Raw genomic sequence first — 13,419 nt, forward strand, 5'->3', positions numbered from 1 at the left:
ACTGATCTAACTTCAAAAGAAAACCCGCTTTAGAGCGGGTTTTTTGGTTTTTATAGGATAAAATACCCGCACAATAAATTTTAAACTAAAACGGACATGATCATTCAACTTATGAAAAATAGATTACTTTTGAGTACCTGTTTACTTTTAATCAGCAGTTCTAATTTTGCACAAACACCTCAAGTTCCTAAAGCGGATACTGATGCTATTTTTAAAGCAGCGGGCTTTTCAAAAAGTAAAAAAGGCTGGAAAAGTGATTGTTCAGTTGGTGAAATTACTGCTTATGCCGATTTAAATGGTGATGGGCTGAGAGATGCAATCGTTTCAGATTACGGCACCATGTGTTATGGCAATACAGGGGTTGGCTATTATATTGTTTCACAGCAAAAAAATGGAAAATGGAAGCAATTATTTAGTAATTCTGGTATACCAAAATTTCTGAAAATGACAGGAAAAAATGGATGGCCTGACATTGAAAATGGTGGCCCTGGTTTCTGCTTTGCAGTTTATCGTTGGGATGGTCAAGAATATAAGGTTCACCGTTATGAATATGAAGGTAAAGCTTGTAAATTAGATTAAAGGTTATAATAAATCAAAATTATATGTAAAATAAAAATAGTGATTTTACATATTAGGGACTATAAAAATCATGGCTCAAACTAAAACAGTTTTTAACATCACAGAAGAAAGAACATCCAAGCTGGCTGTTTTAATCGATGCAGATAATGCCTCAGCAAAAGATATTAAAAATATTCTAGATGAACTTACAAAATATGGGGAAGCAACAGTAAAGCGAATTTATGGAAATTTTGTTAGTCAAAATGGTAACTGGAAACAAGCTATTAATGATTTAGCCATCAAGCCAATGCAACAATTTGCTTATACCACAGGGAAAAATGCTACTGATGGTTTTATGATTATTGATGCAATGGATCTTCTTTATACAAATCGATTTGATGGTTTTGCCCTAATTTCAAGTGATAGTGATTTTACTGCTTTAGCTATTCGTATTAAAGAACAAGGAGCAACTGTTTATGGCTTTGGTAAAATGCAAACGCCTGAAGCATTTAAAAATGCTTGCTCACATTTCACATATGTTGAAAATTTAAGCAATGAAAATGATACTGAAATCATCCAACCGTTGCCAACTAAACAGCAAACAAATATTAAAACACCTCAAAAAGAAACAAAAAAAACAGAAAGCACTCCAATAATCAGCAATATTAGTCATAAACTACCATTATCAACAATTAAGCAAATTTTCGATAATCATGATGCTGAATGGATACCCGCTTCGTCTTTCACGTCTCAATGGAAGTTATTACAAAATGACTTCGACCCAAGAAATTATGGTTTCAAAAAAGTTGTAGACTTAATCAAAAGCCATACCGATATTTTCAAGTATGATGAGCGTCTATTAGAAAATGGACACAGACAAATATATATAAAATTAAAAGATTAAATTATCCAATATTAATAACATGCTAAGTCTAATATAACTAATTTATTGCATGGCCTTCTATTCTTAGAATGGAAGGCCTAAATCATCACTGCCCTCTTAATACACCCAACTTATTCCAAATATCAGGTGTTAAAAAAGTTGTGACCAATTTATTTAAATCAATATAACGCAAGGTACCTTGCAACTGCTGTCTGACCGCTGGGTCTTTGACAATATCCTGCCCTGCACTCTGACCTAACTGCTGAAAAGCCTCTCCAACAGCCTTAACACCTTCGGCTTGAATCACAGCCTTAGTCTGTGTCGAACACTGCTCCACAATCACACGCTGTAACACCTGTGCTAACTTCTGATCCAACTGAGTTTTCTGCTCAGGCGTGACATTACTAAAAGACTTTAAATCTGGATGCGCAGCCAAAGCAGTAAAAGTCCATTGCAAAACCGTGGTCTTATCCGCTGCTGTCGTGGCTTTCACTAGACAATCACTCAGTTGATCGACTGTTGGCCCTGCCATCGCCACTTGGGTTGTACCCAACACAGCCGCAGCCATGAATACAGAACGACTCAAATGAGAAAATTTACGGCGGGCAGAAGTATAAACACGAGACATAAGCACAGTTCCAAATTGCAATCTTTCCCTTTGTACCATGCTCTGTCTAGATCATCTGTTATGACGCTGTAAATTGCGTAAGTCCACGCCCTTAAAGCTTTGGCAAAATGTAAAGGCTATTAGGATTACAAATGACTCAACCCGCACCCTCATAGTCCCATTCTTCTGGTATATTCGGCTGCTCAGGTGCTTTATTTAAATCAATATTCAAGTTGCGGCTGCCCTTAAACGATTTCTCACCCGAATCTGACGCAGGTGACACATCCAGACTGTAGCGATAACGGAATTGCCAAAGCATCGGCTTGATCGGACGAATATCTAGGCCCAAACTATCTTCATCATGGCACTTGCCCTTAGAGCTTTCATAATCCTGTTCTGAGAAACAGGCCCGAATCATGCGATAAAAATGAAAAGGATAGTTTTCAATAAAGCGATGCGTCTTACCTGAATCCTTTAACTCATAAAAGCTGGCACGCTCAACACTTGCACCACCACCTGAATATGATTCTGAAAAAGTATCAATCACCGCAACGGCATAACGGTTTTGCTCCATTGGAAACAGTTTAGGGAAAATATATTGACTAGATCGTGCCATTTCTTCCGAAGCCGCCAACTGAATACGCCACTGCTTTAACAATTTAAAACCTGTGGTCGATGTCGCAAACTGGGCAATATTGCCCTCAGATAATAACCATAAGGTTTGATCTGGCGTTTTCAAACTCTGCAATTGTGTTCGCTGCTGACATAGCTCTTTTACTTGTTCACAGAGTTGTGTCTGTTCCGTTGCACTCAGTTGCCCCTTTTTAAAGTCAAGAATCTGTAAAGGCGCCGCAAAAACAGATGCACTAATATAGGCGGATGCACCTATTAAAATCATTCCACCTAAACCCATCTTATATTTAAGCATTGTGTTTCCTTAGGCTATTTTTATATTCATAATATTATTTGACGATTGCTTCAATCTGATCAAGTTCCCATACCCCACCTGCAGCAAGCCCTTTACACATCCCCGTCCACATGTCTTTGGTATGCACAAATTTCTGCCCATCCCACACCCATTCATCACTCGACCAACAATCACCAATACCACGCCCTTTCTGTGAGCTACTGATAATACCCGCATAAAACTCAGAAGCATGTTCAGTCACAAAGTTCGGTTTTGTCGTGAGTGATTCATCCAACACCCATGCACCAGATCCTTCGTTATAAGCACCACGCCAACACAAGGTCATGGCCAATACTTTTTTATTGGTCAATTTATACAGCTCGATCGCTTGAGGCTTTGTTTCACCACCATCATAAATCCCTTCACAAAAACCCTCCTGTTTTGGTGTCGGCTGTGCAGCCATCAAATTACGATATAAGGCAGCATAACGTTTATTGTTTGGCTGCAAAGTCAGATAAGGCTTATTTGAAGTTTTAATCTGTTTTACCATGAATTTTGGCTGTGCAGCCAAGACATGCGACTCATCCGCCTTGCCCTTTTTAATCAATGCGCCAACAGTACCAACACGCTTTTGAAAATCATCCATTTTCAATAAGACTGCGGTCATACCCAAATCCGAGATTTGCCATTGCAAGTTCACATTTTTAAAGATGATTTCGGTCTTTTTCTTGGATTGCTGCAATAAGGCATTAACCTGTTGCCCAGACAATCTTCCCATTAATGGAAATTCAGTTCCTTCAAACGAGACCGCACCTAAATCTTTCCCATTCACATAGAAATGAATATTTTTGAGCTTGGCTGCTGGAAAAGATGGTTCTTCATAACGTGCCAATGCAAATTCCACTTGAACAGGCTGCCGTGCACCCGCCTGACGCGTCAAAAGTAGAGAAGCAGGCTCGTTGCGATATTCTTCATTCTGATAACCCGCTGCACGACAAGTGCCTGTGTTACTACAATAAATTTCCCAATCTTGATGCGAGAATGAAATTCCTTTGATCTCTTGGGCAAAAGCACTAGAACTCATCGCCATATAGCAACAGGCTAAAAATATCTTGTTCATAAGACGTATTTCTCAATGCAATTTATTTATTATTCATTCAAAATATTCTAAATCTTTTAAATTGATCACTTTGTAGGTTCTTGTATTTCAGAATATGTTAATTTTAACTCAACTCGAAAATACCAACTTAAGAATGAAAACATCAATCTCCATTTCTACTGCGCTATTGGTACTGTCTGCTACTCTAACTCATGCCGAAGTCAGTAGCTTTAAGCCCATTTTCCCGAAATTTTCAAATACAGCACAACAACGCCAAGCCGAAAATCAAATATATACACTCGGTGAGGTATCCTTTGCCAACGATGTCCGTGTTCCCTTTTATGGCGTTACCGCACTTAACCCTGCCGATGATGGTCTATTAAAAGACTTTAAAAGCTGTACAGCGAAAAGCTGTCATTTTGATTTTAAACTGGAACCAAATCAGGCCAAACAACTTAAATTATTTGCGCTCCCTGAAATAGGTCTTGTACTGGTACCTAAAAATTGGAGTGACGCAGAAGCAAGTGCTGGCGCAAATGGTACGGGTTCAGCCCTGCTGATGAGTCCAAATCAAAAACAGGCAATTGAATTATACGACTCATCTTTCTGTGTCGGTTGCGGCATGCCCAATGCCACGCTTTATTTTCCTAACCTGTTAAAAGAAAGTGTTGAAAATGAATTTGGCGGCTATAAAGATTCGCAGAAATTAATCAATGTAGTGCATCCTTCTAAACAAGTGGCTTTCTTTAGTTATCAAATTCCAAACTTGAATAATAAAACCCATGGCGTCGCAAAATACTATGATGAAGACACCTTTAATTTTAGAGAAATCATCGTAACGCTAGATAAATCACAACAGCACTTGGTTGGACCAATTTTAAATTTCTATCACTTCAGCCATTAACGACCGCTACTTTTTAACCGGCTTGGCTAGCCCTGAGCAAACTCAAGAAATGTTCAACCCGAATATTATTTTCTTTAGCTCGACAAATTGCGTAAATCGGTGCAATACAAGGTTTCTTGGCTTCTAAAGGTCGATAGATAATCTGTTTATTCCAAAAGTCTTGAATCGAAGCCGGCACAATAGAAAGTCCAATCCCAGCAGCAATCAGATTGAGACTGGAGGTTAAGCGCGGTGCTTCTTGTACGATATTGGGACTAAATCCTGCCTGATAGCAATTTGCCAGAATATTATCAAACAAGTCCTGTCCTGCAATACGACGATACAACACGAACTCATAAGGCTCTAAATCGACTAAGCGAATTGCACCGTCTTTGTCTGTTAATGGATGATTGCTAGGTAATGCAACAATTAATGGTTCATTCAACACATGAATACTTTGTACTTGTGCATGAATGGGCGCAGGTTTGCGTAAAAAGACAATATCCAGTTTTTCATTGATCACGGCATCAGTTAAAGCCGTACTGCTATCCTCTTCCAAATGAATGGCGACAGCAGGAAACTTCTCCCTAAATTGACGCAATAATGCAGGAAGAAATGGATGTAAACCTGCGGAGTTGGTAAAGCCAATATTGATTTGACCTTCCAAGCCTTGAGCTATGTTTTTGACCCGTTTCGGAATCGACTGGGCATGCGCCAAGATCGTGATCGCTTCCTGATATAAAGCCTTACCCGCTTCAGTTACTTCCACGCCTCGCGGCAAACGTTTCAGTAATGCGGTATCCAATTCCTCTTCCAGACTTTTAATTAAGCGAGTCAGTGGCGGTTGTTGCATATGTAGTCGAACGGCGGCTTTAGAAATATTACTTTCCTCGACCACAGCAACAAATGCATTGAGCTTATGAATATCAATCATACATACCCTAAAAGTATAGATAACAGCAAAAATAGCATTTGTGAATATACCACAAATCATCCATTCTATAGCTCACAAGGTTGAACAGAAAGGTCGTCCAATGAAAGCCCAAGCCCTATCAATACAGAATGAGCCACTCACCACTGCTCCTGATTGTAAGGCATTATTCACGGGATTTATGAAGTTGGGATTGATGGGTTTTGGTGGTGTTCTACCACTGGCACATCGCATTATCGTTGAAGAACACAAATGGATCGATGAAGGAAAATTTACCGACTTACTCGGTGTCTGCCAGTTATTGCCCGGTGGAAACATCATCAACATGTCGGTTGCAATCGGCATGGAATTTCAAGGTGTTAAAGGTGCGATCAGTTCAGTGCTCGGTTTGATCTCCGCCCCAACAGCAATTGTGCTAATCATCTACCAAGTCTATGAGTATTTTCAGTACCTCCCAGCGGTTAAACACATGATTCAAGGTTTGGCCGCAGCAGCAGCAGGCTTATTGTTTGCGACAGGCTTTAAGATGCTCAAGCCGATTTTAAAAAGTTATCTGACCATTTTTACGATTGGATTAACCTTCGCGTTTATGATCTGGATCAAGCTACCGTTGGCACTGACTTTAGCGATTCTACTTGCCATTAACATGCTAGTTTTAGGAGTGAAAAAGTCATGATTTTGCTGACACTTGCAATTGTATTCACTCAGCTCTCGCTACTAGCTTTTGGTGGTGGTAATGCCATCCTGCCTGAAATGCAGCACCAAGTAGTGACCGTGCATCAATGGATGAGTGCTGAACAATTTAGTTCACTATTTGCCATGGCACAGGCTGCCCCCGGCCCCAATATGATGATCGTACCTTTGGTTGGTTGGCATGTCGCAGGCCCAGCAGGGTTATTGGTGACTTCTCTAGCGAAGTTCGGTCCGTCTTCAATCATTACCATTTATGCACTTAAATTCTGGGAACGCTTTAAAGACAATCCGTTACGCGCGCGTTTTGAAAAAGCCTTAAAACCGATTACCGTGGGTTTGGTTCTGGTCAGTGCATGGTTGATTGCGGATGCATCTGCACAAAACCTGCTTCTGGTCATGATCGTGATTGTCACCGCAATCCTCGGCATGTTTAAAAAGATTCATCCGCTCTGGGTCATGGCTGCGGGTGCAGGACTTGGAATTGCTTTCCTTTAAGCTCTAAGCATCAATAAAAAAACCTGCATCAAGCAGGTTTTTTTATTGAATCTCGAATTACCAAATACTGACACGTTTTTCAGGAGCCAAATACATTTTATCTCCCTCTTTAATCTTGAAAGCATCGTAGAACGGTGCTTGATTGACTAAAGCGCCATTGGCGCGAACTTTATCTGGTGCGTGTGGATCTGTTTTTAAATACACAATCGCTTGCGCTTCACGAGTTTTGGCACGCCATACTTGCGCCCAACCCATATAAAAACGCTGCTCTCCTGTCTGCCCATCAATGATTGGTGCAGGTTTACCAGCCAAGGATAGTTGATACGCTTTATAGGCAATCGACAGACCTGAGTTATCGGCAATATTTTCACCCAAGGTCAGCTCACCATTAACATGATAACCCGCAATCGGCTCATAAGCATTGTACTGTGCCACTAAAGCCTGTGTTTTGGCTTTAAAGCGTTTGTGATCCTGTGCGGTCCACCAATTGCGCATATTGCCCAATTCATCAAACTGACTGCCTTGATCATCAAAACCATGACTAATCTCATGTCCAATGACACTGCCGATTCCACCATAATTCACCGCATCATCAGCATCGATATTAAAGAATGGCGGTTGCAATATTGCGGCTGGGAATACAATTTCATTTGATGATGGATTGTAATAGGCATTCACGGTTTGAGGGGTCATAAACCACTCATCACGATCCACAGGCTTACCGAGCTTATCTATATCATCTTGATGTTCAAATTCTCTGGCACGAATCACGTTACCAATCAAATCACCATCTTTAATGTCCAGTGCTGAATAATCACGCCATTTCTTTGGATAGCCGACTTTAATCGATAAGCTGGCTAATTTCTTTTTAGCCTGCACTTTAGTTTCAGGGCTCATCCAATCCAACTGGCTAATGCTTTGATCATAAGCCTGTATCAAGTTTTGAACCAATGTATCCATGCGTTGTTTTTTCTCTGCAGAAAAATGTTTTTCCACATAGATTTTGCCTAGACCATCACCCAACACTGCATTTACTGTTTGTACACCACGCTTCCAGCGAACTTCTTGTTCTGCAACATCACGCAAGGTTTTGCCATAAAATTCAAAACTTTCATCCACAAAAGCCTTGTTTAAGAACGGTGAAAAATTACTGATCAAGTTCCATTTAAAATAAGCTTTCCATACATTTAAAGAGGTTTGATTAATCACTGGATCAAGCGCTTTGAAATAACTTAATTGATGTACTTGGATAGTCTGAATTTTATCCTTGACACCAACTGTTTTGAGATAACTATCCCAATCAAAACGACGAGTTAATTTGTTTAAATCTTTAAGTGAATAAATATTGTAGCGCTTAGATAAATCACGGTTCTGGACATTGCTCCACTGAATCTTGGCCAAGTCTGTTTCGAGCTTGAGAATTTCTTTTGCGTGCTGCGCCGCTTGCTGATCACCTGAAAGTTGTAGCATTCGTTCAATATGCTTGAGATATTTGGCGCGAGTTTCGACAAACTTTTTATCATCTTTTAAATAATAATCTCGATCTGGTAAACCCAGCCGACGCTGAGCCAGACCTGCAATCATCACATCAGAACGTTTCATATCTTGATCAATACTGATATCAAACGGTGTTCTAACTCCGATGCGAGAGAAATGCCCCATTAATTGAGCAAGGTCTTGTTTATTTTGAATTGCATCAACCTGTGCCAATTCTTGCTTTAAAGGTTTAATTCCTTTCGCTTCAATCTCTTTTTCATCCATAAAGTTGGCATACAGACTTGAAACTTTTTGCTCAACCGTTCCTGTTGCCCATTTTTGAGCGTTAAGCTCCTCAACAATGGTATGTAACTGATTGGTCGATAATTCATGTAATTCATTGAATGCGCCCCAACGTGATTTGTCTGCAGGAATCTCAGTATCTTTTAACCATTTTCCATTCACATAGTCATAAAAATCGTGATTGGCTGATACGCTTGGATCAATATATTGCTGGTCTATGCCTGAGATTTTTTCAGTTGGGGAGGATTTTATTGCTTGGTCTGCCCAGACATTTGCAGTAAAAGCCGTCAGTGCAAGTGCTAATGCACTTTTGAGCAATACAGGTTTCATGATTTATCCTATTTGTTTAAGTTTTAAGCGACCCAAGAGAGAAATAAAAGAAGATCATTAATTTTATCAAAGGACTATAGTGAAACCACACGCTCAAATAAAGTAATTTTCACAGAAATGCATATGCAAACGTCACATAAGAAACAATTCTCATGAGATAAAAGCCAAACAACTTCACGAGATGTGAAGTCGTTTGGCTTAAGTCATTCAAGCTAATCTAACGTTTTTTCAAATGTTCGAAGACGTTTATAAATTGACAATAACTCAATGATCGTTGGCCATGAAGCAATAAGATATTGAAATGATTTTCTCACTTGCTGAAAAACATTCATAATCTGCATCATGATCCCTAATGTAATCGCACCTGCTGCAATTGAAGGCGCTAAAACAAAGAAACCGTATAAATTATCTAATTGTAAATACCAAATCCGCACTAAATTAAAATAGGTATAGTGGAAATACAATTTAAAGTAATTCAACCGCACCTTACTAAATAACTCTTTTAAAGTTAAAGGATCTGCTCGATCTAGATGATCTTCACCATAAACCAACTCTTTACGATACGCAGCTTCAACCTTTTGATTATTAAACTCCAACCCCGGAAGTTTCGCGCCAACCACTATTAAAACCACGGTTCCAAAAATTGCCCAACCTAAAGCAGCTGTCATTAGCGTATGTGGTATTTCACCGACTATAGGTAAAACTTTGACGTGAACTGAAAGCTGTATCAAAATCGGCAAAAAGGCAACTAAAGTCATAATCGCCTCAATCAAACTTACACCTAGCCCCTCTAAAGTCCCAGCAAATCGCATGGTGTCTTCTTGGATACGTTGCGATGCACCTTCTATATGACGTAGCCGCTCCCAATACTGGGTATAATAATCATTCATTGCCGTACGCCAGCGAAAGATATAATGGCTAACAAAGAATAAATTTAATATAGCGATGGTGACATAGACCATCGCTATCAGAATAACAGTAAACATTTCACTATAAAGCTGCTTTAAATCGCCACCACCACTCGAAACCATTTTCTGTATTAATGAATAAAAAGGGTTATACCAAGCATTCAATACAACATCGACTTGTACCGAGAACCAAACATTAAACAAAATAAAAGCAGAGCCCCAAATTGACCAATGTTGCCATTTATTGGATGAAAAAATACGCCAAAAACCTGCAAGCAATCCTGTTGCTGCAATAAACCACAAATAAAACCAAATAAAAGAAGGCGCCCAAAAACGACTGACATCAATAGGTAATTCAGCTTCAGCATAGCCTTTGGGAAAACCCAGATATTCACCCCAACTATGCCCTCCGGTGTACCACAGCAGCATATTAAGTGCTAACCACACGATCACTGATATAAAAAACAGGCGTGGGTTTGGAAAGAATGACTTAAACATCGTGCTTAACAATCCTTGTCATGTTGCAATTAATCGTATAGGTCATCCTATGACCTAAAACTTAAGATTAACTGATAAAAAAGTTTTATGATTTGTAGTTATTTACCTGTTTTTCTCTATTTTTAATAGCTTTTTGTAGAGGTTTTACAATTTGTTTTTTGCCTGAATATTTATTGAGTAAATGGGCTCAACGACCTAAGCCCATTAGACATTATTCAAAAGCTTGCTTAGCGAGGCGAGGAAGTACTCAATTTTAAGGCAATATCTTGTCGTTCCGTTTGTGTTGGATAAGTTTTACTTTGAATTGCCCATTGGATTTCAGCTAACTTTTCATTTGCCGCATCTGCACCTGCCTGCATAGTCATTTCCCTACCTTTCACATCAAAGATATGTGCCTTTTCACGTAGGTCAGGTTGAATCACGATATCTGCATCTTTCAACTCTTCTTCAGCCAAACGCCCTTGCATGATATTAATGTTTTGGTTGAACAGTCCCCACACATTGCTGGTCTCGGTATGGATTGGTTGCGCCAAGATATCGACTGCAATCACAACATCTGCACCAAGCTCACGCGCGACTTGAACAGGTACTGGACTAACCAAGCCACCATCAACATACTCAACATCATGAATTTTGGTCGGCACAAACATACTTGGAATTGATGCAGATGCACGAACAGCCTGCCCTGTATTGCCATAGTTAAATACAGTCCTGGTACCATCTTTTAATTCAGTTGCAACGACGTACATTGGAATCTTTAGTTTTTCTAATGGCATGTTATGGACTTGCTCGTTGATATAGTCTTCAACCTTCTTACCGTCAAAAAAGCCTTTTAGACTGACATTCACTTCGCGAACATCATTGGCTTTGAGTTTTAATGCAATATCACGTAATTCAGCAGGGCTTTTACCACTGGCATAGATAGACCCAACAATACTTCCAGCACTGGTGCCCACGATAAAATCTGGACGAATTCCTTGTCGCTCTAATACTTCAATCACACCAATGTGTGCATAGCCTCGTGCACCACCGCTGCCCAATACCAATGCAATCACAGGGCGTTTTTGTTGCTGTTTAATTGAGGTAAAAGGTTGATTGACAGCATGGGCTTGTGCATCTTCAATGACAGGTGCTAATTGTGATGTGGTTTGACAGGCTGTCAAAACCGTCATTGAAAGGCCGAGCATCCATAATTTAAGCTGTTTCATACGCAACAATTGCCATATTCACCATATTTCTTGGCTAAATTTTAGCGTTTAGCTGATCTAAAAACTGTAGCATTTTTTGTATTTGTCATAAAAACAACATAAAAAAAGCTCCTCGAGAGGAGCTTTTTTAGGATCTCAGCTTAACTTAAATCAAATTACCAAATATCAGAATCTACTTTTTTCTTCAATTCTGGATAGTTATCAATCTTAAATTCAGGCTCTTTAATGCCTCGTTTAAGTTGAGAGGTATAATCTTTCAACAAAGTTCGTGCCATTGGTGTTAACAGCAAGATTGCGATCAAGTTAATAGTTGCCATGATCCCCATGAACAAGTCAGCCATTGACCAAACCAACGGAACACTGCCGATCGCACCGAAATACACCATCACCAATACAAAGATTCGGAAAATGAACATGACTTTCGGGTTGTTATTAATAAACTGTACATTACTCTCTGCATAGGCATAGTTACCCAATACAGCTGAATAACAGAATAAGAATAATAGCACTGCAAGGAAATCAGCACCCCAATGTCCGACTTGCGTCTCTAAGGCACGTTGCGTCAGCTCAACCCCAACAAAACCTGCATCGTGATAAACACCTGACACCAAGATAATGATTGCCGTACTGGTACATACAATGAAAGTATCTACGAATACACCAAGCATTTGCACCAAGCCTTGGTTCACTGGATGTTTCACATCCGATGCTGCTGCAGCGTTTGGTGCAGAACCCATACCCGCTTCGTTAGAGAACAAGCCACGCTTGATCCCTTGCATCATCGCCATCGAAATCATAGCACCAAAGAAACCACCTGCCGCAGCATTGAACTGGAATGCTTCAGTGAAAATGAGTTTGAAGATACCCGGAAGAAGTTCGTAATTGCTGATTGCAATATACAAAGCGACAGCCAAATACAGACCTGCTTTTAACGGTACAAACATTTCTGCAAATTTAGCGATACGTTTAATACCACCAAAAATTGCCAATGCAACCATTACCACAAGTGCAAGACCGACCCATGAGATTTCTAAATCAACGCCACCTAAGTGAGCGATGAGATTGGCTTTATCCCAACCCCAAGCATGAGAAGAGGCATTGGCAATCGCATTGATTTGAACGGAGTTGAATACAAAACCATAGGTAAAGATCAGTGCAAGTGCGAAGATTACACCAAAGGTTTTGCTACGTAAGCCTTGAGTAATATAGTAAGCTGGGCCACCGCGGAATTGCTTACTGTTACTGTCTCTAACTTTAAATAATTGTGCGAGTGAAGATTCGATAAAAGCTGAACTCATACCGAGTAATGCTGTAAACCACATCCAAAACACAGCACCTGGTCCACCAATCGCGATCGCGATCGCAACACCTGCGATATTACCAACACCAACTCGACTTGCTAACCCCGTAACAAAAGCCTGAAATGGAGTAAGTCCATGTGAATCTTTTTCTTCACCTTTAGTACGACTGCCTCTCATCACCTTGATACTGTGAAAGAACATTCTAATCTGTACAGCTTTGGTCGCAACAGTATAGAAAATACCTACAGCAAGCAGGAAAACAACGAGGAAGTCCCATAAAGGATCATTAAAAAAACTTACCCAAGCCATCAGGGTGTCATTTAATTTTTCATTCATCAC

The 13,419-nt window shown here is 39.9% G+C and carries 13 protein-coding genes; 5 read left to right on the forward strand and 8 right to left on the reverse strand.

Annotated elements, in window-relative coordinates; all coding sequences use genetic code 11:
- Positions 1 to 96: 96 nt before the first annotated feature.
- Both F3J02_RS12400 and F3J02_RS12405 read left to right on the forward strand, forming a co-directional pair.
- Positions 97 to 579 carry a hypothetical protein gene (locus tag F3J02_RS12400; protein ID WP_167249714.1) on the forward strand — a complete coding sequence of 161 codons (483 nt, stop codon included), beginning with the start codon at positions 97 to 99 and terminating at the stop codon, positions 577 to 579.
- Between the two features lie 70 nt (positions 580 to 649).
- Complete coding sequence (locus F3J02_RS12405) at positions 650 to 1,462, forward strand: NYN domain-containing protein (protein ID WP_005322607.1); 813 nt, start codon at positions 650 to 652, stop codon at positions 1,460 to 1,462.
- A gap of 85 nt (positions 1,463 to 1,547) precedes the next feature.
- Here the strand turns inward: F3J02_RS12405 and F3J02_RS12410 are convergent, their stop codons facing one another.
- The 3 genes from F3J02_RS12410 to F3J02_RS12420 form a co-directional block, all read right to left on the reverse strand.
- A complete protein-coding gene (locus F3J02_RS12410; RefSeq protein WP_216076279.1) occupies positions 1,548 to 2,069 on the reverse strand; it encodes a hypothetical protein in 522 nt (173 codons plus the stop codon).
- A gap of 136 nt (positions 2,070 to 2,205) precedes the next feature.
- Positions 2,206 to 2,976 (reverse strand): hypothetical protein, encoded by a 771-nt coding sequence (locus F3J02_RS12415; RefSeq protein WP_167249716.1) that lies wholly within the window; start codon positions 2,974 to 2,976, stop codon positions 2,206 to 2,208.
- A gap of 34 nt (positions 2,977 to 3,010) precedes the next feature.
- On the reverse strand, positions 3,011 to 4,075 hold the full coding sequence (locus F3J02_RS12420) for a DUF1176 domain-containing protein (protein WP_167249718.1): 1,065 nt from the start codon (positions 4,073 to 4,075) through the stop codon (positions 3,011 to 3,013).
- Between the two features lie 133 nt (positions 4,076 to 4,208).
- Between F3J02_RS12420 and F3J02_RS12425 the strand changes: the two genes are divergently transcribed.
- Positions 4,209 to 4,958: a DUF4850 domain-containing protein gene (locus F3J02_RS12425; protein ID WP_167250092.1), complete on the forward strand. Its 750-nt coding sequence runs from the start codon at positions 4,209 to 4,211 to the stop codon at positions 4,956 to 4,958.
- Positions 4,959 to 4,971: 13 nt separating this feature from the next.
- Here the strand turns inward: F3J02_RS12425 and F3J02_RS12430 are convergent, their stop codons facing one another.
- Entirely contained in the window at positions 4,972 to 5,871 is a 900-nt protein-coding gene (locus F3J02_RS12430; protein ID WP_167249720.1) for a LysR family transcriptional regulator, read from the reverse strand.
- Between the two features lie 100 nt (positions 5,872 to 5,971).
- On the opposite strand from F3J02_RS12430, the gene F3J02_RS12435 reads away from it, so the two are divergent.
- Entirely contained in the window at positions 5,972 to 6,544 is a 573-nt protein-coding gene (locus F3J02_RS12435) for a chromate transporter (protein WP_005192794.1), read from the forward strand.
- Entirely contained in the window at positions 6,541 to 7,056 is a 516-nt protein-coding gene (locus F3J02_RS12440; protein ID WP_167249722.1) for a chromate transporter, read from the forward strand. Before F3J02_RS12435 ends, F3J02_RS12440 begins: the two co-directional genes overlap by 4 nt.
- A gap of 57 nt (positions 7,057 to 7,113) precedes the next feature.
- On the opposite strand, the gene F3J02_RS12445 is transcribed toward F3J02_RS12440, so the two are convergent.
- The 4 genes from F3J02_RS12445 to F3J02_RS12460 form a co-directional block, all read right to left on the reverse strand.
- The gene (locus F3J02_RS12445; protein ID WP_167249724.1) at positions 7,114 to 9,165 is read right to left on the reverse strand and encodes a M13 family metallopeptidase; all 2,052 of its coding nucleotides are present in this window, start codon (positions 9,163 to 9,165) and stop codon (positions 7,114 to 7,116) included.
- 212 nt (positions 9,166 to 9,377) lie between these two features.
- On the reverse strand, positions 9,378 to 10,571 hold the full coding sequence (sbmA, locus tag F3J02_RS12450) for a peptide antibiotic transporter SbmA (protein ID WP_167249726.1): 1,194 nt from the start codon (positions 10,569 to 10,571) through the stop codon (positions 9,378 to 9,380).
- 227 nt (positions 10,572 to 10,798) lie between these two features.
- Positions 10,799 to 11,779, reverse strand: coding sequence for a patatin-like phospholipase family protein (locus tag F3J02_RS12455; protein ID WP_167249728.1), 981 nt, complete (start codon positions 11,777 to 11,779; stop codon positions 10,799 to 10,801).
- A 155-nt stretch (positions 11,780 to 11,934) separates the two neighbouring features.
- Positions 11,935 to 13,416 (reverse strand): alanine/glycine:cation symporter family protein, encoded by a 1,482-nt coding sequence (locus tag F3J02_RS12460; RefSeq protein ID WP_167249730.1) that lies wholly within the window; start codon positions 13,414 to 13,416, stop codon positions 11,935 to 11,937.
- Between the last annotated feature and the right edge of the window lie 3 nt (positions 13,417 to 13,419).

Origin of the sequence: Acinetobacter sp. Tr-809, from assembly GCF_011753255.1 — a bacterium.
GTDB lineage: Bacteria > Pseudomonadota > Gammaproteobacteria > Pseudomonadales > Moraxellaceae > Acinetobacter.